At 62.9% G+C, this 20,578-nt stretch carries 21 protein-coding genes; 13 read left to right on the top strand and 8 right to left on the bottom strand.

The annotated features are described in order from the left end of the window. Positions 1 to 5 precede the first annotated feature (5 nt). The 5 genes from ACX80C_RS13275 (at position 6) to rplI (ending at position 3,174) form a co-directional block, all read left to right on the top strand. Positions 6 to 1,289, top strand: coding sequence for a M18 family aminopeptidase (locus tag ACX80C_RS13275; RefSeq protein WP_459326929.1), 1,284 nt, complete (start codon positions 6 to 8; stop codon positions 1,287 to 1,289). Positions 1,290 to 1,454: 165 nt separating this feature from the next. Further along, positions 1,455 to 1,760 (top strand): 30S ribosomal protein S6, encoded by a 306-nt coding sequence (gene rpsF / locus ACX80C_RS13270; RefSeq protein ID WP_167995421.1) that lies wholly within the window; start codon positions 1,455 to 1,457, stop codon positions 1,758 to 1,760. A 54-nt stretch (positions 1,761 to 1,814) separates the two neighbouring features. Then, positions 1,815 to 2,375 carry a single-stranded DNA-binding protein gene (locus ACX80C_RS13265; RefSeq protein WP_167995420.1) on the top strand — a complete coding sequence of 187 codons (561 nt, stop codon included), beginning with the start codon at positions 1,815 to 1,817 and terminating at the stop codon, positions 2,373 to 2,375. 91 nt (positions 2,376 to 2,466) lie between these two features. Continuing rightward, positions 2,467 to 2,706 carry a 30S ribosomal protein S18 gene (gene rpsR, locus ACX80C_RS13260; RefSeq protein ID WP_005273147.1) on the top strand — a complete coding sequence of 80 codons (240 nt, stop codon included), beginning with the start codon at positions 2,467 to 2,469 and terminating at the stop codon, positions 2,704 to 2,706. Positions 2,707 to 2,724: 18 nt separating this feature from the next. Next, positions 2,725 to 3,174, top strand: coding sequence for a 50S ribosomal protein L9 (rplI, locus tag ACX80C_RS13255; RefSeq protein ID WP_459326928.1), 450 nt, complete (start codon positions 2,725 to 2,727; stop codon positions 3,172 to 3,174). 209 nt (positions 3,175 to 3,383) lie between these two features. On the opposite strand, the gene ACX80C_RS13250 is transcribed toward rplI, so the two are convergent. Continuing rightward, positions 3,384 to 3,809, bottom strand: coding sequence for a DUF1801 domain-containing protein (locus ACX80C_RS13250; protein ID WP_459326927.1), 426 nt, complete (start codon positions 3,807 to 3,809; stop codon positions 3,384 to 3,386). Positions 3,810 to 3,892: 83 nt separating this feature from the next. On the opposite strand from ACX80C_RS13250, the gene ACX80C_RS13245 reads away from it, so the two are divergent. Then, positions 3,893 to 4,300 (top strand): TFIIB-type zinc ribbon-containing protein, encoded by a 408-nt coding sequence (locus ACX80C_RS13245; protein WP_459326926.1) that lies wholly within the window; start codon positions 3,893 to 3,895, stop codon positions 4,298 to 4,300. Between the two features lie 507 nt (positions 4,301 to 4,807). Continuing rightward, on the top strand, positions 4,808 to 8,704 hold the full coding sequence (locus tag ACX80C_RS13240; RefSeq protein ID WP_459326925.1) for a replicative DNA helicase: 3,897 nt from the start codon (positions 4,808 to 4,810) through the stop codon (positions 8,702 to 8,704). Positions 8,705 to 8,708: 4 nt separating this feature from the next. Here the strand turns inward: ACX80C_RS13240 and ACX80C_RS13235 are convergent, their stop codons facing one another. Continuing rightward, positions 8,709 to 9,278, bottom strand: coding sequence for an MOSC domain-containing protein (locus ACX80C_RS13235; protein ID WP_459326924.1), 570 nt, complete (start codon positions 9,276 to 9,278; stop codon positions 8,709 to 8,711). Between the two features lie 17 nt (positions 9,279 to 9,295). Continuing rightward, on the bottom strand, positions 9,296 to 9,892 hold the full coding sequence (locus tag ACX80C_RS13230) for a DUF3060 domain-containing protein (protein ID WP_459326923.1): 597 nt from the start codon (positions 9,890 to 9,892) through the stop codon (positions 9,296 to 9,298). Between the two features lie 133 nt (positions 9,893 to 10,025). Between ACX80C_RS13230 and ACX80C_RS13225 the strand changes: the two genes are divergently transcribed. After that, positions 10,026 to 10,703: a response regulator transcription factor gene (locus tag ACX80C_RS13225; protein ID WP_459326922.1), complete on the top strand. Its 678-nt coding sequence runs from the start codon at positions 10,026 to 10,028 to the stop codon at positions 10,701 to 10,703. Next, entirely contained in the window at positions 10,669 to 12,015 is a 1,347-nt protein-coding gene (locus tag ACX80C_RS13220; protein WP_459326921.1) for a sensor histidine kinase, read from the top strand. Before ACX80C_RS13225 ends, ACX80C_RS13220 begins: the two co-directional genes overlap by 35 nt. Before the next feature lie 15 nt (positions 12,016 to 12,030). On the opposite strand, the gene ACX80C_RS13215 is transcribed toward ACX80C_RS13220, so the two are convergent. Genes ACX80C_RS13215 through ACX80C_RS13205 form a run of 3 tightly spaced genes read right to left on the bottom strand, consistent with a single transcriptional unit; the run spans position 12,031 to position 14,879 of the window. Next, entirely contained in the window at positions 12,031 to 13,443 is a 1,413-nt protein-coding gene (locus tag ACX80C_RS13215; RefSeq protein WP_459326920.1) for an alkaline phosphatase PhoX, read from the bottom strand. A gap of 42 nt (positions 13,444 to 13,485) precedes the next feature. Further along, a complete protein-coding gene (locus tag ACX80C_RS13210; protein ID WP_459326919.1) occupies positions 13,486 to 13,773 on the bottom strand; it encodes a MoaD/ThiS family protein in 288 nt (95 codons plus the stop codon). Then, entirely contained in the window at positions 13,770 to 14,879 is a 1,110-nt protein-coding gene (locus tag ACX80C_RS13205) for a WD40/YVTN/BNR-like repeat-containing protein (protein ID WP_459326918.1), read from the bottom strand. Before ACX80C_RS13205 ends, ACX80C_RS13210 begins: the two co-directional genes overlap by 4 nt. Positions 14,880 to 15,073: 194 nt before the next feature. Here ACX80C_RS13205 and ACX80C_RS13200 point away from each other — a divergent pair, with 194 nt between their 5' ends. The 3 genes from ACX80C_RS13200 to ACX80C_RS13190 are packed head-to-tail and all read left to right on the top strand — an operon-like array spanning position 15,074 to position 17,559. Further along, entirely contained in the window at positions 15,074 to 16,024 is a 951-nt protein-coding gene (locus ACX80C_RS13200) for a DUF4031 domain-containing protein (protein WP_459326917.1), read from the top strand. A gap of 40 nt (positions 16,025 to 16,064) precedes the next feature. Beyond that, complete coding sequence (locus tag ACX80C_RS13195; protein WP_459326916.1) at positions 16,065 to 16,328, top strand: helix-turn-helix domain-containing protein; 264 nt, start codon at positions 16,065 to 16,067, stop codon at positions 16,326 to 16,328. Continuing rightward, the gene (locus ACX80C_RS13190) at positions 16,321 to 17,559 is read left to right on the top strand and encodes a type II toxin-antitoxin system HipA family toxin (RefSeq protein WP_459326915.1); all 1,239 of its coding nucleotides are present in this window, start codon (positions 16,321 to 16,323) and stop codon (positions 17,557 to 17,559) included. The genes ACX80C_RS13195 and ACX80C_RS13190 overlap by 8 nt, the downstream gene beginning before the upstream one ends. Before the next feature lie 24 nt (positions 17,560 to 17,583). Here the strand turns inward: ACX80C_RS13190 and ACX80C_RS13185 are convergent, their stop codons facing one another. Next, on the bottom strand, positions 17,584 to 18,018 hold the full coding sequence (locus ACX80C_RS13185) for a GNAT family N-acetyltransferase (protein WP_459326914.1): 435 nt from the start codon (positions 18,016 to 18,018) through the stop codon (positions 17,584 to 17,586). Positions 18,019 to 18,082: 64 nt separating this feature from the next. Between ACX80C_RS13185 and ACX80C_RS13180 the strand changes: the two genes are divergently transcribed. After that, a complete protein-coding gene (locus tag ACX80C_RS13180) occupies positions 18,083 to 18,712 on the top strand; it encodes a TetR/AcrR family transcriptional regulator (protein ID WP_459326913.1) in 630 nt (209 codons plus the stop codon). On the opposite strand, the gene ACX80C_RS13175 is transcribed toward ACX80C_RS13180, so the two are convergent. Then, positions 18,707 to 20,257 carry a hypothetical protein gene (locus ACX80C_RS13175; protein WP_459326912.1) on the bottom strand — a complete coding sequence of 517 codons (1,551 nt, stop codon included), beginning with the start codon at positions 20,255 to 20,257 and terminating at the stop codon, positions 18,707 to 18,709. The genes ACX80C_RS13180 and ACX80C_RS13175 overlap by 6 nt on opposite strands. Positions 20,258 to 20,578 lie beyond the last annotated feature (321 nt).

The following is a 20,578-nucleotide window of genomic DNA, read 5'->3' as shown; positions in this document are numbered from 1 at the left end:
AATGCATGACTGCCGCTCACGCCCACATTGCTGATCTCGGCGCTTACGTCAGCGCCTCGCCCTCGAGTTTCCACGCAGCCCATGAGGGCGGCCGGCGCCTACAGGCAGCCGGGTTCACCCGGTTGCTCGAGGAGGACGCCTGGGACGGCGGGCCCGGCCGTTACTTCGTTATCCGCGACGGCGCGCTGATCGCCTGGCGCACCCCGGCCGCTGCCACCGAGACCACCGGGTTCCATATACTCGGCGCCCACACCGATTCGCCGTCCTTCAAGCTCAAGCCCAAGCCGACGATCGGCCGACACGGCTGGCTTCAGGCCGGCGTCGAGGTCTACGGCGGGCCGTTGCTGAACTCCTGGCTGGACCGCGAGCTGGCGTTTGCGGGTCGTCTGGTTACGCACGACGGCGCCGAGCACCTCGTGCACACCGGCCCGCTCCTGCGCTTTCCCCAGCTCGCGATCCACCTCGACCGCGCAGTCAATGACGGATTGAAGCTGGACAAGCAGCAGCACATGAACCCCGTCTGGGGGCTCGGTGACCCCGCGCGCGCCGACCTGCTGCAGCTGCTGGCGGTGGATGCGGATCTGGAGGCGGCGGAGGTCGGCGGGTTCGACGTCGTCGTCGCCGACACCCAGGAGCCGCGCGTCTTCGGCGCAGACGGCGAGTTCTTTGCCTCGGGCCGACTGGACAATCTTTCTTCCGTGCACGCCGGGCTTACCGCCCTGATCCACGCGACAAAGCACGACGACGACGGCGCCCCCATCGCCGTGCTGGCCGCCTTTGATCACGAGGAAGTGGGCAGCGCCTCACGCTCAGGTGCGAGTGGACCGTTCCTCGAGGACATCCTGCACCGGATCTCGGCCGGGCTGGGAGCTGACGCCGAAGCGCGGAGGCGGGCCCTGGCGTCGTCGTTCTGTGTCTCTGCCGACGCAGGCCACGCCGTTCACCCGAACTATGCGGACCGGCACGACCCCGCGAACCACCCGGTCCTGAACGGCGGGCCGCTGCTGAAGATCAACGCCAACCAGCGGTACACCACGGACGCACCGGGCGCTGCATATTGGGCAAGGCTGTGCCACGATGCCGGAGCGCCGTACCAGGAATTCGTGTCGAACAACGTGATGCCGTACGGGTCCACCATTGGGCCGCTGACGGCCACGCGCCTGGGAATCCGGACGGTCGATGTCGGCGTGCCGCTGCTGTCCATGCATTCAGCGCGCGAACTGTGCGGCGTTGAGGACCCGTACCAGCTCACGCGGATCACGGAACGGTTCTTCTCGACCACGGTCTAGTTGTCCACAGCCGGTTCGGAGCGGCCCGTTAATTCGGATAGTATTGATGAGTTCGTGCCTGCGCGGAACCGCGGAAATGTGCGGTTTCGGGGCCGAACCAACGCAAAAGAACCTCCTGTTGCGGAAGGACCGCGACCGTTTAGCCCAGAGGAGGTGGGTTCACAAATGCGTGCTTATGAACTGATGGTAATCATCGACCCCGATGTCGAGGAACGTACCGTTGAGCCAACACTCGAGAAGTTCCTGAACGTTGTTCGCAATGGTGAAGGAACCGTAGACAAGGTGGACATCTGGGGACGTCGCCGCCTGGCTTACGAAATCAAGAAGAAGGCCGAGGGCATTTACGCCGTCGTCAACTTCACCGCTACCCCGGCTATCGCTGCTGAACTTGACCGCCAGCTTGGTCTGAATGAGACCATCCTGCGCACCAAGATCATCCGCCCCGAGGAGCAGAAGGTTTCTGCCGAGTAATTTCGGCTTCAAAACCAGGTCCACCCCGGTGGGCCAGTGACCGTAGGAGGCACCATGGCAGGCGAGACCACAATCACGGTCGTCGGTAATCTCACCAGCGACCCGGAACTTCGTTTCACCCCGTCAGGCTCTGCAGTGGCTAATTTCACCATTGCGTCGACGCCGCGGACCTTCGACCGTCAGTCCAACGAATGGAAGGACGGCGAAACGCTGTTCCTCCGCGCGTCGGTCTGGCGTGAAGCGGCTGAAAACGTCGCGGAAACCCTCACCAAGGGAACCCGCGTTGTTGCCCAGGGCCGCCTCAAGTCACGTTCGTATGAAACCAAGGAAGGCGAGAAGCGCACCGTCATGGAGCTGGAGGTGGACGAAATCGGTCCATCCCTGCGCTACGCATCCGCGAAGGTCAGCCGCACCCAGCGCTCAGGCGGTGGCGGTGGTGGCTTCGGCGGAGACAACGGCAACTTCGGCGGTGGCGGCGGTTCCAACCAGGGTTGGAGCGGCGGCCAGCAGCAGCAAAGCCAGAGCCAGGCATCCCAGGATCCCTGGGGAGCGCCTGCTGGCGGCAACTCGTCAGGTTGGGGTAACGGCCCGGATTCTTCCGAGCCACCGTTCTAACCATCGTGTGCACGGTATCGCTGTGCACCAGTAGTAATTCCCATCCCGCAGAACCGTTCTGCGGGCTCCACCAGACATAAGGAGCACCACGATGGCTAAGGCTGAACTTCGTAAGCCCAAACCAAAGTCAAACCCCTTGAAGGCCGCTGACGTCACCGTCATCGACTACAAGGACGTAGCACTGCTGCGTAAGTTCATTTCCGACCGCGGAAAGATCCGTGCACGCCGCGTAACCGGCGTCACCGTGCAGGAACAGCGCAAGATCGCACAGGCAATCAAGAACGCCCGCGAAGTTGCCCTCCTGCCTTACTCCGGCGCAGGCCGCGGCTAAGGAAAGGGAACTTACACAATGGCAAAGCTTATTCTGACCCAGGAAGTCACCGGTCTCGGCACTGCCGGCGATGTTGTCGAGGTGAAGAACGGTTACGCACGTAACTACCTTCTGCCCCGCGGCTTCGCCCTCACCTGGACCAAGGGTGGCGAGAAGCAGGTTGAGTCAATCAAGGCTGCACGCAGTGCACGTGAGCACGCCTCTCTTGAGGATGCCCAGCGCCAGGCTGCCGCACTCCAGGCGAAGCCGGTCAAGCTGACCGTCAAGGCCGGCGAGTCCGGACGCCTCTTCGGTACCGTCAAGGCCGAGGATGTCGCGAAGGCTGTTGAGGCTGCAGGTCTCGGCTCGATCGACAAGCGCAAGGTTGAACTGCCGGCACACATCAAGTCGGTTGGCAGCTACCAGGCCAACGTTCGTCTGCACGAGGACGTCGCGGCCACGATCGATCTCAACGTCGTCGCCAGCTAAACAACAGGGGTCCCCAAGCGAGCGAAGCGAGGTTGGGGAAGTTGTGAAGCGCTAAGTGGCTAGGGCGCTGACAGCGCTCAACGAAAGGCCTCCGCTCGGTTGAGCGGGGGCCTTTCGCTTGCCCGGACTTTTCCCGGAACTTTCGTGCAGCTCTGGTGACTTCGACGGCGTGGAAGCCGCCAAAGCTGCACGAAAGTTCCGTGGGTGGCTCAGGAGAACGTGTAGTCGGTCGTGGTTACGTGTCGGTGGCCCATTGCTGTGAGCTGTTCGAGAACCTCCAGGTCGACGTCCTCGAGCTTGTTGATATAGAGGCACGCTGCGCCGGTCTTGTGCTTGCCCAACTTCTGCAGTAACTCAGCCGATCCGGGAGCTTCAGTCAGCCCGTACAGCGCCAGGTTGGCGCTTCGCGGCGAGAAGCCGGTTGCAAGTGCGTCTCCCTCACGGCCGGTCGCGTACTTGTAGTGGTAGCTTCCGAAGCCAATCATGGACGGTCCCCACATGACCGGTTCCAGTCCGGTTACCCGCTCCATCATCGCCAACAAGGTCTCCGCGTCCCGGCGTCGTCGTTCATTGGGAACTGCTGCGACGAAATCCTGTACAGATGCCTCGGTGGGCATAGTCTTGTTTTCAGCCATGTAGGGCAGTATTGCAGGCGATCAGTGGGTGAGCCAGCAGTCGGTGCCACCAGCTGCGCGCAACCGAACCCGGAGGAACGCTCATGAAATGTCCTGTCGACAATATTGACCTCGTGATGTCTGAGCGAAGCGGCGTCGAAATCGACTATTGCCCTACCTGTCGCGGGGTATGGCTGGACCGGGGAGAGCTGGACAAGATCCTCGACCGGGCTGCTGCGCTTGCCGGCCCTGAGCGTCCGCATGCGCCGTCGGCACCGCCTGTGGCTCCGCCCCTGCCGTCGCCTCTGCTGAACCGGGCGCCGCGCCCCTCCGAGCGCGATCATGGACGGTACGACGACGACCGCTACGACTCCCGCGATCACCGCTTTGAGCGGGACAACCGTCGCGGAGATGACTACCGAGGCTACGAGGGACGCGGTTATGAGCCGCGCGGCCAGAAGCCGTACCGGAAGAAGAAGGATAACTGGCTCGGCGAGATGTTCGATTTCTAGGAGTATGCCTTCCCTTGCATGACCGACTCCCGTCCATCAGGGGAGCGGCATACACGGCCGTCATGCCCTATTTGCACTGTGATCCAGAACACAATCAGCTAGCTGTGTACTTGTGGATAGCAGGTGCATAACCGGGCCCTGTACGGGCATTTCGCGGTTCTGTCAACATGGAATCTGAGGATGAATGTTGATAGCTAGATTCTTTTTATCCACAGAGCGTTTGGACTGTTTCGCCTAGTCAGAAGTGGTTTCCGGTAAAAACTATTCGCAAATCCACACCTTTGTCCCCAAGCTGTGCACACAACACGCCGAACAATTACCCACTTATGCACAACCCCTGTGGATAACCCACTTGGCGCGGGTGGCGTTCAGGACTAGCGTTGCGGGGTATCCCACACCGCAAGACTGTCAGTAGCAGCTGGTAGTTATTCCATATCAGCTCGAAATTCCTGACCGTCCAGTTCGGCCAGTGGGTTCGGGGAAGCTACGGGAAGAAAGGCCGCACACGTGTCTTTGACTCATGCGGATTCATCATCAGACACACGGTCTCCGGAGTTTTCCCGTACGCCCCCACAGGACCTTGTTGCCGAGCAATCAGTACTCGGTGGAATGATGCTTTCGAAGGACGCCATCGCCGATTGCGTTGAGGTGCTTCGGGGCGTGGACTTCTACCGCCCGGCACACGAGAGCATTTATGAGTCGATCATCGATCTCTATGGCCGCGGCGAGCCTGCGGATGCCGTCACCGTCTCGGATGAGCTGACCAAACGCGGCGAAATCTCCCGGATCGGCGGACCCGCTTATCTTCACACCCTCATTCAGTCCGTACCGACTGCCGCGAACGCTGGGTTCTACGCGGAAATCGTTCGTGAGCGCGCAGTCCTTCGCCGTCTTGTTGATGCCGGCACCAAGATTGTTCAACTGGGTTATTCGAATGACGGCGAAGTGGATGACATTGTCAACGCCGCCCAGGCGGAGGTGTACGCCGTCGCGGAGCGACGCACCGCCGAGGACTACGTTCCGCTAAAGGACATCATCGAGGGCACGGTGGACGAGATTGAGTCCGCCGGGCACCGAGGCGAAGGCATGACCGGCGTTCCCACGGGCTTCTACGAGTTTGATGAGCTGACTCAGGGCCTGCACGGCGGACAGATGATTGTTATCGCGGCCAGGCCGGCAATGGGGAAGGCTCTAGCACTCGACACTCCGCTGGCCACCCCAAGCGGTTGGACCTCGATGGGTGAGGTTTCAGTCGGGGATGAAGTGATTGCTGCAGACGGGACCCCAACCCACGTTGTCGCGGCAACCCATGTGATGCATGGGCGGCCGTGCTACAAGGTGACCTTTGATGACGGCTCCACGATCATCGCCGACGAGGAGCATCAGTGGCTTACTGACACGCGAGCGTCCCGTAAGTCTGCACAGGCCGCGGCAACGGGTTACAATGGCGCACGCAATCAGCGGATCGTCCCGGGGATCCGCACAACGGGGGAGATCGCTCAAACGCTGCGTTGTGAGACCAAGGACCGCCGGCTCAATCATTCAGTACGCAACACCCGCCCCTTGGTGATGCCCCATGCGGAGCTACCTATTGGCCCTTACACGCTCGGTGCGTGGCTGGGGGATGGCGCATCCAAGGCTGCACGCATCACCACTGCTGATGAGGAAGTACTCCTCCGTATCGGCGGGGAAGATTACGAAACGGCGCAGGTGGCAGGCATCACCTACTCTGTGCGTCTGCGTGAGCAGTACACATTCCGCGGCCTTTGTGTTGTCTGCGGCCGTCCTTTCGAAAACAAGGTGCGGCACGTCCGAAGCTGTTCGCGGAGGTGTGGAGCTAAGGCGAGCGCTGTCTCGGACGCTGTTCCCCCGTCGACCTGCCTCGACTGCGGCCGCCCGTGCAGCGGCGGCCTCCGTTGTATGCCCTGCCGCATTTCGAATGGCTCGTTCCAGGCACAACTAAGGACTCTCGGGGTCCTGGGTAACAAACACATTCCTGCTCAGTATCTGAGGGCAAGTGAAATGCAGCGCCGAGCGCTGCTCGCTGGCTTGTTGGATACGGACGGTACAGTCACGGCAGCTGGCTGCGTGCAGTTTGCGGTTACGCATCGACAGTTGGCCGCGGACTTCCGCGAGCTTGCTCTCAGCCTTGGTTATCGCACCGGGTGGTGGGAAAAGCCGGTAAAGGGTAGAAGCGTGTCTTCCTCGACGTGTTTCGTAATCACGTTCTCGACTGATGACACCGTCTTCGGTCTGACACGCAAGCAAATCCTGCACAAGGAGCGTGACTCACGGCCGACTCCAAAGCGTACGCAGCGTTTCATCACGTCGGTTGAACCCGTCGAATCGGTTCCGGTGCGCTGCATCCAGGTTGCGAACAGCGAGCATATGTACTTGGCGGGCCGGTCCTTCATCCCGACGCACAACTCGACGTTCGCATTGGACTGGGCGCGGTCGGCTGCGATCAAGCACAACATGACAACAGTGTTCTTCTCCCTCGAAATGGGCAGAAACGAAATCGCGATGCGCCTGTTGTCCGCGGAAGCCACCATCGGCCTGCAGGATTTGCGCAAGGGAACCGTGAAGGACGAGCAGTGGGGCAAGATCGCCACGACCATGGGTCGCATGAACGACGCTCCACTGTTCATCGATGACAGCCCTAACATGTCGCTCATGGAGATCCGGGCGAAGTGCCGGCGGCTGAAGCAGCGACATGACCTGAAGCTCGTCGTACTGGATTACCTTCAGCTGATGTCCTCGGGCAAACGGGTTGAATCGCGTCAGCAGGAAGTCTCGGAGTTCTCCCGTGCACTGAAGCTGCTCGCGAAGGAACTGAACGTACCCGTCGTCGCTCTCTCACAGCTGAACCGTGGCTCCGAGCAGCGCACAGACAAGCGCCCAATGGTCTCCGACCTTCGCGAATCCGGATGTCTCACGGCTGAGACGAGAGTCCTGCGCTCGGACACCGGCGCCGAAACCACGATGGGTGAGTTATTCCAAGCCGGAGCGAAAGACGTCCCCGTCTGGTCAATGGACGAGAGCCTCCGCTATGTCGAGCGCCACCTCACCCACGTCTTTTCCACAGGCATCAAGCAGGTCTATCGGCTGACCCTTGCGTCCGGCAAGACGGTCCGCGCTACCTCGAACCACCCCTTCTTCACTTACGACGGGTGGCGCCCGCTCGGTGATCTCAAGGTCGGTGATCGACTTGGAGTGCCGCGTCACGTCAACGGTCCGTCGCAACGTACGGACTGGGAGGACTCCCGAGTGATCTTGCTCGGCCATTTGCTGGGTGACGGTTCGTTCGTTAAGCGCCAACCCATCCGATACGCAACTAAAGACGAAGCAAACGTCCGGGCGGTATCCGACGCAGCCGAGCACTTCGGAGTCTCCGCTGTGCGCGACGACTATGCCGCGGCACGCTGCATTACCGTGCGCCTTCCCGCCCCTTACCGTCTCACTCACGGCAAACGAAACCCGATTGCTGCTTGGCTGGACTCTCTCGGTCTCTTTGGCGCCCGGAGCCACGAGAAGTTTGTCCCGGAGGATGTCTTCGCCCTGCCAAAAGTTCAAATTTCCCTGTTCCTGAAGCACCTCTGGGCAACGGACGGTTCCGTGACCGTCAATCGGGCGGGCACGGGCGGACGAATCTACTACGCCTCCACGTCCAGACGGCTTGTCGACGACGTTGCCTGCCTACTCTTGCGGTTCGGCATCAGCGCTCGTGTCAAGAGGGCCACAGCGAAGGGCAACTACCGGCCGGGATACACGCTGGACGTCTCGGGTGGTGACGATCAAAGGAGATTCCTTCAAGAGATCGGCGTTCATGGCGAACGCTCAATAGCGTGTGACCGCCTACTGGAGATCATCCGGGATAAGGCAGCCAACACCAACGTCGATACCGTGCCGCTGCAGGTGTGGGATGACGTGAAGGCGATCCTCGCTGAGAAAGAGATCACCCACCGGGCATTTCAGGCAGCCATCGGCACCCAGTACTGCGGGTCCACGCTCTTCAAGCGAGCACCGTCACGTCAGCGCTTGGCTCGCGTTGCGGCAGTGCTTGATTCTGCCGAACTTGATGTCATGGCCGTCAATGACCTGCTTTGGGACAGCATCATCAGCATTGAGGCGGACGGTGAGGAAGAAGTTTTCGACGCCACTGTTCTCGGAAACCATAATTTCGTAGCCAACGGAATCGCCGTCCACAACTCAATCGAGCAGGATGCCGACATGGTGATTCTGCTTCACCGCGACGACGTGTATGACAAGGAGTCGCCCCGCGCCGGTGAAGCCGATGTCATCGTGGCGAAGCACCGTAACGGTCCCACCAAGACGCTCGTGGTCGGCTTCCAGGGCCACTACTCGCGCTTCAACAACATGGCGGCCGATACCGGCGGGTTCTAGCTCCTCAGGGCAGCCGGCTCGGCCGCAAAACGGTGGGCACACCCGCCTGCGCCGGGTCCAACTCCACCGGACTCACCAGCACGGCAGGGCCCCGGTGGAGCATCCCGGCGGTAAGGGGCTGACAGCGCACGCCGCCACGCCCGCGCATCGCGGCATGCGCACCGGGCGCGAGCACGCGATCCATCCAGGCGCACGGATGCGCCGGCCGGCCTCCCCGCAGGATCACCGAATCCCCACCGGACTCCAACGCAAATTCCTGACCCACCAACGGCGCCAGATGCGCGCCTCGAACAAGCACATTCCGCCGGGTCAGCAGTGGATCAAGGGCACCAACACCCAACTCCGCCGCTATCGCGTCCAACGCCTCCACCGCAAAAACGGTCACAGCAGCGTCCATGTGTGCCGCCTTGCCGAAGAACCGGTCACCGACGATGCCCTTACCGGCCACCACCTCAACCTGATCGGCATCCGACGTAGGCACATCCGCCGCGCCGTCACGCGACCGCCCGAAGTACGCATGACTTGGCGACACGAGCAGGTGCAGGATTTCGACGTCGTACCGGTAGCTGGCCATGCACCTAAGCTAACGTCCTACGGTGTATTGATCACGCTCCCGTTGCCTTCATCGTCCACCCGGGGATCACCTGATTCGTAAGTCACCGTGTTGTCTGACCCTTCGATGTCGATCTCCTCCACCGACACCAGAGTTGCCGTGTTGGACTCCCCTTCGAGGGACAGCTCACGCACCTCTGCGGCCTCCACCGTGTTCCCGTTGCCCTGGACGTCGATCTCGCGGGAGTTCTCCGCTGTGACCGAGTTTCCGGTCCCGTCGACCTCGATCTCGCTGCAGTCACCGCTCACGGTGAGGGTCACGTTGTCCGCGCGAACGTCAACGTCGCCCCCGCCGTCGCAACGGACCGTTTGCGTGGAACCCTGCTCGGTGATTCGGTGTTCCATACCGCCGGACACGGTCACCTCTGCGCCGCCCGTATCGCCTGAGGTGGCAGTGGCGGATCCGCTGGCGGAGGGCGAGTCAGAAGTGTCAGCCGAACTCGGGGCAGCCGGCGGCACTGTCGTGGTCTGTACTTGCGTTGTGTTTGCTGGTTCCGCACCGGCCACGCATCCGCTGAGGAGCATGCCTGCTCCAACCAACGCTGTCACCGTGATAATCCTTGATCGATGCGCCATGGTAGTCCTCCTGCAAAAGTTTCCCGATAGTTTGGACGCTCCAGACCGGGTAATGCTGATGCCTTCAGTGTGCGCTCAGTTTCCTGAAGGCACACTGAACGGGTGGAAGCGATGCGAAAGGACAGGGTGAGCGGTGCGAGTGCTGGTGGTTGAGGACGAAACTGGTCTCGCGCACGGGCTGAGGCGGGGCCTCGAAGCCGAGGGCTTTGCCGTTGATACGGCGGTCAGCGGCGTCGACGGGCTGTGGCTTGCCCGCGAACACAGCTATGCGGTCATACTCCTGGACATCATGCTGCCCGGCTTGAATGGAATGGGCGTCTGCGCGGCCCTGCGGGCCGAGCGGAACTGGACTCCGATCCTCATGCTGACCGCCCGGGATGGTATCGGCGATCAGGTTGATGGCCTGGACACCGGAGCTGATGACTATCTGACGAAGCCGTTCTCGTTCGATGTCCTGCTGGCCCGGATGCGGGCGTTGATCCGACGTGGCGCGGGGGAGCGGCCCACAGTGTTGGTTGCGGGAGACATCAGGCTGGACCCGGCGTCGCGGCGGGTGTGGCGTGGAGAAACGTTCGTCGATGTAACGGCCCGGGAGTTCGCAGTGTTGGAGTTTCTCATACGGCGCGCAGGCCAAACAGTGTCAAAGCGCGACATCCTGAACAATGTGTGGGATTTCGATTTCGAGGGTGACCCCAACATCGTGGAGGTCTATATCCGGCACCTGCGGAACAAACTTGATCGGCCCTTCAACAGAACGGCGATCGAGACCCTGCGGGGTGCAGGCTACCGATTGGCGGACGACGGTGGGTAGGGGAGCGCCCAAGACGTTGCGCGCTCGATTCACGCTTTCTGCAGCACTGATTGTCGGACTCGTCCTGGCAGTATGCGCAGGCATCTTTTACCTGCTGCTCCAGGGGGCGCTGTTCGCGGAGGTCCGTGCGGCCGCCGACGGCGACACGGACGATCTCGAGGCCAGGCTCGGATCGCTGCCCGCTGTGACGGAAACCGACGATGACCGCTTCTTCCAGATCATCTCCGCCACAGGTGAGGTAACGGCCTCGAGCATGAGTGCGCCCGGAACACCGCTGGGCATCGCTGACACGGATGAGGGCGTGATCCTCCGGATCCCAGAGGAAAGTGCCGACTTCCTGGTGACCGCCGAAGACACGGATGACGGTCAGACCATCATCGTCGGGCGCACGTTGGAGGACGTCCAAGAGACTCTATCCACCGTTGGGGGGCTACTAGCGGGAATGGTGCCCCTGCTGATCCTCATCGTCTCCGTAGTCACGTGGTTGGTAGTGGGCAGGGCGCTGGCGCCGGTTGAGCTGATGCGCAGGGAAGTCGACGAGGTGACCTCACGGAATCTGCACCGCCGCATTGATGACCCCGGGCGCTCTGATGAGATTGGTGGGTTGGCGCGCACGATGAACCGCATGCTGGAGCGCCTCGAACAGTCCCAACGTTCACAGCGCCGGTTCATTTCGGATGCATCCCACGAACTGAAATCTCCGCTCGCTTCCCTCCGGCAGTATGCGGAGGTGGCGCGATCGCACCCGGACCGCATCAGCGCGGATGACTTGTCCAAAGCCGTGCTGGATGAGGGTGGACGCCTGGAGCGGCTCGTCGCCGGGATGCTGGTGCTCGCACGGGCGGACGAGCAGTCGCTGGAAGTGAAGGCCCGCGAAGTGGATCTCGACGACCTTATGCTGGCCGAGGGGCGGCGCCTGCGCACCTCAACCGAACTGGACCTGGACGCGACCGAGGTCGGTGCAGCACGTGTGCTGGGAGACGAAGCTCTCCTTGCTCAGATGGTACGGAACCTGGTGGACAACGCCGCTCAGCACGCCCGCTCGCAGGTTCATCTCAGACTCAGCACCTCCGAGTCAGTGGCCGTCCTCGCCGTGGAAGATGACGGACCCGGTGTGCCGGTGGAGGACAGGGAACGGGCTTTTGAGCGTTTCGCGCGGTTGGATGAATCGCGAACGCGGAACAGCGGTGGCAGCGGCCTGGGATTGTCCATCGTTCAGGAGATCGTCAGCGCCCACCATGGCACGGTGCAGATTTCGAACAGCCTGCTTGGCGGCGTGTGCATCGAGGTCCGCATACCCTCTTCAGAGTAAGGGCGTCAGGAGCTACTAGTCCTCGGGCTGGTCCCACGGGCCCGTGACGGCGAGGGTGAAACCGGGTGACTGGATGTTGACGAAGAGGATCCTGCCGTCGGCGCTGAAAGCGGGTCCGCAGAACTCGCTGTCATTGTGGTCGTTCCGTGCCAACGGATACGTTCCTCCCTGCGAAGTCACGCCCAGCAGGTGGGACACCCCGTCGCTGTCCTCCGCGAGGACAAAACCGCCGTGCGGCGAAACGGTGATGTTGTCAGGCCTTCCTGACACTCCTGGAAGCTGTTCCGCAACTGCGTCAATTCCGAAGATGGTCTTGAGGGTGATGCTTTCATCGGACGGGTCGTAGAACCACACCTGGCCGTTGTGTTCGCCTGCTGCTCCCTCGCGGAAGCGCGCGAAGCTCGCGACGAAGTACGCGCCGTCGTCGGCCCACCATTGACCCTCAAGCTTGTAGGACCGCGTGACCTGGTCATCATCGAACTGTTCGCGCACCGATCGCTCGACGGCGTCCCGGTCCGGCACATCCACCCACTGCACCTGCAGCCGGGTTCCGACGGCCGTCGCTTCGGACAGATCAGAAATGTGCTGACCATTCTCGAAACAGTTCATTGCCTGAAGGCGGCCCGCAACGTCTCCGCCGTCGGACGTGGCCAGCTCATGCAGCTTGCCCGGGCCAGGAAGGAATCCAGACGGCGGTGCCCACCGATAGTAGAGCCCGTTCGGGTCCTTCGCGTCCTCCGTCAGGTAGATGAAGGTGCTCGAAGGATCGACGGCGACCGCCTCGTGCGAGTACCTTCCCAGAAACTTCAGCGGAATCGGGCTCGCCCGGAGGTTAGCTTCCCGGTTGGCCGGATCTACCTCGAAGACATAGCCGTGGTTCTTGGTGCGTCCATCCTCGCCCGCGCGGCTCTCCGTCTCTTCGCAGCTCAGCCACGTGCCCCACGGCGTTATGCCGCCCGCACAATTGTTGTCCGTTCCGGCGAGGCTGGTGTACTGGGCCAACCGCTTGCCCACAGAATCAACCGTGATTGTCGAGGTGCCGCCGATCGCGCCGGGGTCATAGGTCAGCCCCTCCACCACAGGAACCGGGTGCGGCTCGTCGCCGTCGTTCTCATGGTTGGTCACGAGTACCCAGCCGCCGTCGCCGTTGGCGAAGACGCCCATTCCATCCGGGTCTGAGGGGTGTACGCCGTCGTCGGTGGTGGTTTCCCCTGAGCGCGCTACCAGTTGGTAGGAGAACCCTTCGGGTAGGGCCAGGATCCCTTCAGGATCCGGAACGAGCGGACCGTAGCCGGCGGCGGTACGAATCGAGGACACGCCCGAGGGACGGCCGAACGGCTCCAGGCTGCCACAGCCCGCGAACGTCACCCCGAGCCCGGCGGCAGCGGCTCCGCCCAGGAAGGTACGGCGTGTTACTCGGGCACTCATGCAGCCGAGTATTGCTGCCCGATGCTGAACCCTTCCTGAAAGCTACCCCCCGGCCACCGACTGGATGATCATCACCTCGGACCCGGGTGTCACCGCCGTCGCAAGCCCGTCCGCACGCCGCACATCCTCGCCGTCCACGTAGATGTTGACGTACCTGCGCAGCGCCCCCGTCTCGTCACGGATGCGCCGCGCGAAAACCGGCCGCCCGTCAGAGAGCTTGTCCAGCACATCCGACACGGCCACAGCAGAATCCAACTCAACCTCCACTGTCGAGCGATCCTCCACAAGCGGCCTCAGCAGCGTCGGAATCAGCACGGTCACCGGGCTCATGGCGATCCGACACCCGCTTCGGCACCGACGACGACGGCGGCACGCACGCACAATACGTCCGGCAGGTGGGCTGCCACTTCAGTGAAGGACGCACCCTCATCGGCACTGGCATAGACCGAGCCGCCTCGGGTCCCGAAGTACACGCCGACAGGTTCCGCGTTGTCCACACCGGCGGCGTCGCGCAGCACGGCGTTGTATTCGCCGGAGGGCAATCCGTTGTCGAGCCGGGTCCAAGTGGAGCCCGCGTCGTCGGTCCGGTGCACGGCCAGCTTGGCGTCCGGTGGAATGCGCTCGCCGTCTGCCTTCAACGGGATCACCCACGCGGTACCACCGCGGCGGGGATGGGTGAGCATGACGAAGCCGAAGTCTGCCGGCAATCCGTCGGCGATCGAATCCCAGGTCTCGGCGCCGTCGTCGGACCGGTACACGCCGTGATGGTTCTGGGCGTACAGGCGCTGCGGGTCCTCGGAGTCCCGCGCGATCTTGTGGACACACTGGCCGAACTCGGGGTTGGGATCCGGCATGAAGTACGCGGAGATGCCCTTGTTCCGCGGCTCCCAGGCCTGGCCGCCGTCTGTGGAGCGATAGACACCGCCCGTGCTCATGGCCACGTGCACGGTGTCATCGACCGGGCTGGGGACAACGGTGTGGGCGGCAGCCCCGCCGAAACCGGCACCCCATTCGGAGCGGTGCGGGTGGTCCCAGAGCCCGCGGTTCAGTTCGAAGTGCTGGCCGCCGTCGGTCGATTTCCATACGGAGATGGGCTCACATCCCGCCCAGACGACGCCGGGACGGTCTTCCGAGTCCGGCTGCAGCTGCCAGATCCGCCCGAGCGCGGTCTCGTCCGATTCCGCGAACTTGATGGCACCCTGCTCGGGTTCGGACCAGGTGGCGCCGAGATCATCCGAGTAGACGACAGTCGGCCCCCAGTGCCAATCCATCATCCCCACAAGGATGCGCGTTCGCCCGCCGCGGGTGTCGATGCCGACGCTCGGAATCTCCGACATCAGGTGGTGCGGCTGGGACAGCGTCCAGTTCTGCCGGTCGGTACTTGTGGCAACCCAGAGGCCCTTCTTGGTGCCGATGGCCAGGACGGTGGTTTCCATGGGTCCTCTTTTCAGGGAGCGGCTCGCGGCCCCGCGAACGATACTCCGACGGACCGCATGTAAACACTGTAAACAATGGCACAGAGCCGCGGTCCTGTACATACCTTTTCGGCTGAGACCTCTCGGTTAAGCGTATCGGCCCCCCTGCGTTCGCTGGCGCTCACACCGGGACCCTACCGATACGCTTAGGTCCCATGGCCGTGTACATTGATCCGCCTCTCTGGCCCGCGCACGGCACCGTATTCTCCCACCTCATTTCCGACGCCTCCCTGGCCGAACTGCACGGTTTCGCTGCCCGGGCGGGTGTTTCCGAACGGGCGTTCGACGTCGATCACTACGACGTCCCCGCCCGGCGTTACCGGCAACTGGTCCGCCAGGGTGCGCTCGAGGTGGACGGCGGGACACTCGTGCGGATACTGATCAGCAGCGGACTGCGGGTACCTGCGCGGTTGAGGCCGGACCGGATCCGCCGCGCACTTCGCGCACGATGGTCGCAGACACTGCCCGGAGAGCCGGCCCTCGGCGGGCAACTACTGGACCGCTGGTCCGAGCCGCACCGCCGCTACCACAACCCCGAACACCTGCTCGATGTGCTTGAGGCCCTCGACCTCCTCCTCAGCGAGAACGACGACGGCGCCACCCGGCTGAACATCCGGCTCGCCGCCTGGTTCCACGACGCCGTGTATGCAGGGGAGGCTGGTGATGACGAGGAAGCATCGGCGGCGCTCGCCGAAGACAAATTGACCGGCGTCATCCCGGACCCCGGTGAGGTGGCCCGGCTGGTCCGACTTACCGTGACACACAACCCCAACGCCGGTGACCGTGCCGGTGAGCTTCTCTGCGATGCCGACCTCGCCGTCCTGGGCCGCTCCCCGGCCGGCTATCAACGGTATGTGCGCGCGGTCCGGGAAGAATACGCACACATCCCGGACGCGCAGTTCACTGTGGGGCGCGCCGCCGTCGTCGGCCGGTTGCTGGCCCTCGACCCGCTGTACCGCACGGAACAGGGACGCGAGCGCTGGCTCTCAAGGGCGCGCGAGAACCTCGCCGCCGAGCTCCCTACCCTGCGCCGATCCACGGTTCACTGTCGGGTTGACGCCAAGTCCGACGTCAACCCGGTTGACTACGATATTGACTTCAAATAAGCTGACTTCGATATCAGCGTCAAGATGACAGGTGAATCGAATGGTACTTCGTGGAGAGGTTCGCAACGCCGAGGCGTTAGGTCGCATGCTGCAACAGGGCCGCGCGCTGCAGGGGATGAGCCAGCGGCAACTTGCAAAACGCCTCGGCATCGGCCAGAAGTGGGTTTGGGAGATGGAGCAGGGTAAGCCCGGGATCCTGACCGACCGCCTTTTCGAGATGCTCCGGGCAACTGGAGTCCGCCTGTATGCCGAGATCGACGAGCCGATCGACCAGCCGAGCAAGCGCCAAGGCAACGATGGGTGAGCTGAGGGTCGAGCTGTACGGGCATCTCGTCGGCTGGCTGGTTGGAACGGACTGGCGCACCTTTGATTTCCGGACCGACCGCTCTGCGTTTGACCACTTCGAACTGGGCAGCACTATCCTGTCCGAGTCCGTTCCACTGAACGTGACAGCGAACCGCGGTCGCGCTGCCCGTCGTCGTAATTTCTTCTCCGAACTACTGCCGGAGGGCCGGATCCTCACCAACCTGGCCGCCAGTGTCGGGGCTAGGGAACACGACGTAGTGACCCTGCTGGCCCACTACGGGCGGGATGTCGCCGGCGCGATGCAGATCTGGGATCCGGATCGCCCGGGTGAGCCGCGGCGACCCCATGCGACTGCCCTCACGGATGAGGGTGTGAGGGCGTTGCTTCTGGACACGCTGGCTGAGCCCCTGGGTAACAGTCCGCTGACGGGTAAGACTTCGCTCGCGGGGGTACAGGACAAGATTGTGCTGGCGCGCGTCGACAAGCGTTGGCATCGTGTGCACGACGGTTATCCTTCCACGCACATAGTTAAGCCCGAATCGCGCGATCACCCGACGGTCATCTTTGACGAGGAGTATGGTGCCCGCGCTGCGCGGAGTTTCGGACTGTGCCAGACGAAAACCTGGCTGGCGGACTTTGACGGCCTCCCAGCCCTGGTTATTGAACGATACGACCGAGCGCCGGATGCACCTCAGGGCCGTCTTCATCAGGAAGACATGAATCAGGTTCTGGGTGCCCACGCCAATGAGAAGTACCAGGAACTCGGCGGCAAGGTGAGCCTCCGCCGAATCGCTGAGGTGTTCCGAAAGAACGGAGATGACGATTCACTGGAACGTCTGCTGGCTTTGAGTGTTCTGGCCGTTGCGCTGGGAAATGTGGACATGCATGCGAAGAATTTGTCATTGCTACACGGCCCCACCGGTAGCTCGACACTGGCTCCCGCATACGACATGGTGCCCCTGCGCCATCAACGCAACGACGGACGAATGGCACTGTCCATCAACGGCGTCTACCAGCACGACAGCATCACGGCCGCAGATCTGGCTGCGGAGGGTTCCGGCTGGCGCATGCGCAGGCCGGATCTGGTCGTGAACCGGACGCTGGAATCGATCGAGGCATTTGCTGCTGCGGAAGAACCTGACCCACGGGCGTACGGGCGGCTACGGTTGGACGTGTTGAGTTTCACGCGGCGCCTCCTGCGGGGCAAGCCGGCGGGCGGGCCGGGGTGAGGCGGAGTCGTTCCGCGGAGCTCGCTACCCTTCGCTGAGCGCCGGCAGGACGCACCGGTAACGACGACGGTCCGGCCACCTCATATCCGTTGGCGCCGCACTCACGTCGAAGCCGAACCGCCGGTAGAACCCAACGGCGTCGTCGTCGGTTTCAGCTACCACAGGGAGCGATGGATAACGCTCACACACATCCCGAATCAGCGCGGTTCCGAGGTTCCGTCCGCGCTGTGACTCGTCGACGGCTATGTACTCCACCGTCGTCGCTGTCGCGTCGCTTGAGAAGGACACGAACGCCAGCACCTCGCCGTTCTGCGTTAGGCCGATGTTCTCAAGCCGCGGCAGGGCTTCCGCGACCAACCGTTTGAGCTCGGCGTCGCTCTGTCCCGCCGCCTCCCGCAGCAGTGCGAGGAACGCCGGCGTTTCCAGATCAGTTGCGGTGAGCGGTCTGATTCGCTGCATCGGCTCATCGTGGCACAATTGTCGACAGTGTTCACATTTGGGCAGGCTTGGTCGGGGAGGCGGCGTGACGGAGCAGAAACGCAGCACCTACCGGCACGGCGACCTGCGCCGGGCACTGGTCGCGGCAGGAACTGAACTTGCGCGCGAGGGCGGGCCCGCCGCCGTCGTACTCCGCGAAGTGACGCGCCGCACGGGCGTGACCCCGAACGCGGCCTACCGCCACTTCGCGGACAAGAAGGCGCTCCTTCACGCGGTGTCGATGGCGGCGCAGGCCGAACTTGCCCGCTCGATCGAGGACGAACAGGCAGGGCTCCAACCAACCGACGACGACGGCGCCGCGGCCCGCGCGCGCCTGCGTGCCGTGGGTGCCGGGTACCTGCGATTCGCGCAGACCCAGCCGGGTCTGTTCCGTACCGCATTCGCCGAGCACGCGGACCTCCGCGACGCAGGATCTGCCGACTCCGCCGGAGCGAGCGGGTTGACTCCGTTCCAGCTTCTGTCCGCTGCTCTGGATGGCCTGGTTGAGGCCGGTGTGCTCCCGAAGGAACGCCGTCGGGGTGCCGAGTTTCTCGCATGGTCTTCGGTTCACGGCCTCGCGATGCTGGTGATCGATGGGCCGCTGCGCGGGCTCGACCTGGAGCAGCGGACATTCGCTGCGCAGCGGCTCCTTGAGATGGTCGAGAAGGGGCTATGACTCGGTAGTTTCCGGCTCCACGGTCTCTTCCGGCGTCTTGAAGGCGACGAGTTTGTCCTCGAGGCCGACCAGCGTGAGGTCTTCCGCCGTTTGTCCCACAGTTGTCACAGCGCTGAGGCTGAGCCTGGCCTCGACCGGGTCTCCCGCAGCGTCGCAGGACGCAAAGAGTCTTCCGCCTGAGGCCACGTATGGGGGATAGTCCTCATCGCGGCGCTGGCGGTAAGTGAACGTGGTCGGCTTCGCGCACGCGAACACCATGTCTGGCCCGGCCACGGTTACCTCGCCGGTGGCTACATCCAGAAGGGCGGGGTCGCCCGCCGATTCGGTGAGAAGCACGTCTCCCCGTACTGCAACAGAATCGTCGATTGCCCCGTTCGGGTCCTTCACGGGATATTCGTGGGACCATTTGGTCTCACCGGTGGACGGATCAAACCGTTCAACGGTGATTTGAAGGTCGCTGTAGTTGAAGCTGTAGTTTCCGCTGTCGTAGGTGCCCGTGCCGTCGTAAACACAGCGAAGCGCGAGCTTCGCCTGCTCGTCCTCGTTGCTCAAGGATCCCCAGCGGTCAAGGCAGCGGGAATCCCTTCCCGCGCTCGCCCACATGATCTCGCCGGACTCCGTGTTGATGGCTACCTGTTTGCGGGACCCAAGGTCGCGCGGAACGTAGTCGCCCTCCTCGTACTTGGTATCGCGCCAACGGTCCGCTTCGTAGGAACGCTCAACGGACAGGATGAGAAGACTTTCCACTTCCGAGTTGAGCCAGGAGTAACCGTAGTAGGGGTCGTAGCCTTCCCCGACGAAGCGCTCCAGGTGTTTCTCCCAGAGTTTCTTGCCGTCTACGATGCGGCCAAGGTATTCGCCCCGGCTGTCGTACCGGAGGTACACGCCGTCCGCCAGGAAAGCGTGTTCGAAGCCCGCCAGCGGGTTGCCCCTATCCTCGATTATGTTCGGCGCGTCATCGAGAACGATCCGGTGCGCAACCACCCCATCTGAGCCGGGAGGTAGCTCGGTGTAACAGAGATCGGTGCCGTCCGAGCATGTTGACGGACGGGAGTCCAGCGTCTGGCGGGGGCCCCGGGTGAGTTCCTTGCCCGTTTTCGCATCAGCGACGACAACGCTTGTGGACCAGGCGGCGGCGTAGTCACCGCTCAGCTCGTCCGGGCTCGGCTCGACATACGCTACGACGACAATTCCACTCCTGGTTTCTACGAGGACCGGCTCCCACTTCCTGTTAGAACTACCCCAGCTGGGAGCAACGAACGTACGCCAGAGTTCCTTGCCGGTCTCGACGTCGAAAGCCACCAGGTGCATGCGATCCTCGGGTGCTCGCACATGAACCACAGCGATTCCCTGTGCAACCTGCGGTTGGCCGATGATATCCAGGTCAACGCTCCAGGCCGCTTCCGGGGTCAGTGTGAGCGATTCAATCGTCTGCGACCGTTCCACCGCCTCTGGAGCCGGCGTACATGCGGCCACTGCAAGCAGCAACGCGAGCAGGGCGCAATAGACAGAACGACGGCGGGCGCTGCGGTAGCGGGTGTGCATTGGTTCCCCTGGAAGTCGGTGGCCTTGAGACGTCCTCACGCTATCCGGGAGAGGAGATACTCTGCAGAGCGCATCAGGGATCTGTGGATAACTCGTGAACGGCCAGAGCCATACGCACAATCATCCGGCCGCAGGACCAGCAGACCGGCGTACCCTTTACTCATCGGCAACGTCGGCGGCGTTACGAATCTTTCTCATGACTGATGGGAACTAGCCCGGATTTTTCATGAGGGTCGGATTGGTAGCTGGACTCGCGGTTGATTCTGGCCTCGGGGTGATTTGTGGTTTTTGGGCTCGCTGGCGGGGCCTGTTGTCGCTGGC

This window comes from Arthrobacter tecti (assembly GCF_054511355.1).
The sequence above is the reverse complement of the archived record's forward strand: the minus strand, read 5'-3'. Positions and strand labels throughout refer to the sequence as shown.

Coding starts and splice junctions, on each gene's coding strand:
- ACX80C_RS13235 (WP_459326924.1), bottom strand. CDS start 9,278: ATGGCCAGCTACCGGTACGACGTCGAAATCCTGCACCTGCTCGTGTCG.
- ACX80C_RS13210 (WP_459326919.1), bottom strand. CDS start 13,773: ATGAGCCCGGTGACCGTGCTGATTCCGACGCTGCTGAGGCCGCTTGTG.
- ACX80C_RS13250 (WP_459326927.1), bottom strand. CDS start 3,809: ATGGCTGAAAACAAGACTATGCCCACCGAGGCATCTGTACAGGATTTC.
- rpsR (WP_005273147.1), top strand. CDS start 2,467: ATGGCTAAGGCTGAACTTCGTAAGCCCAAACCAAAGTCAAACCCCTTG.
- ACX80C_RS13200 (WP_459326917.1), top strand. CDS start 15,074: ATGGCCGTGTACATTGATCCGCCTCTCTGGCCCGCGCACGGCACCGTA.
- ACX80C_RS13175 (WP_459326912.1), bottom strand. CDS start 20,257: ATGCACACCCGCTACCGCAGCGCCCGCCGTCGTTCTGTCTATTGCGCC.
- ACX80C_RS13215 (WP_459326920.1), bottom strand. CDS start 13,443: ATGAGTGCCCGAGTAACACGCCGTACCTTCCTGGGCGGAGCCGCTGCC.
- ACX80C_RS13245 (WP_459326926.1), top strand. CDS start 3,893: ATGAAATGTCCTGTCGACAATATTGACCTCGTGATGTCTGAGCGAAGC.
- ACX80C_RS13190 (WP_459326915.1), top strand. CDS start 16,321: ATGGGTGAGCTGAGGGTCGAGCTGTACGGGCATCTCGTCGGCTGGCTG.
- ACX80C_RS13275 (WP_459326929.1), top strand. CDS start 6: ATGACTGCCGCTCACGCCCACATTGCTGATCTCGGCGCTTACGTCAGC.
- ACX80C_RS13230 (WP_459326923.1), bottom strand. CDS start 9,892: ATGGCGCATCGATCAAGGATTATCACGGTGACAGCGTTGGTTGGAGCA.
- ACX80C_RS13195 (WP_459326916.1), top strand. CDS start 16,065: ATGGTACTTCGTGGAGAGGTTCGCAACGCCGAGGCGTTAGGTCGCATG.
- ACX80C_RS13185 (WP_459326914.1), bottom strand. CDS start 18,018: ATGCAGCGAATCAGACCGCTCACCGCAACTGATCTGGAAACGCCGGCG.
- ACX80C_RS13205 (WP_459326918.1), bottom strand. CDS start 14,879: ATGGAAACCACCGTCCTGGCCATCGGCACCAAGAAGGGCCTCTGGGTT.
- rpsF (WP_167995421.1), top strand. CDS start 1,455: ATGCGTGCTTATGAACTGATGGTAATCATCGACCCCGATGTCGAGGAA.
- rplI (WP_459326928.1), top strand. CDS start 2,725: ATGGCAAAGCTTATTCTGACCCAGGAAGTCACCGGTCTCGGCACTGCC.
- ACX80C_RS13265 (WP_167995420.1), top strand. CDS start 1,815: ATGGCAGGCGAGACCACAATCACGGTCGTCGGTAATCTCACCAGCGAC.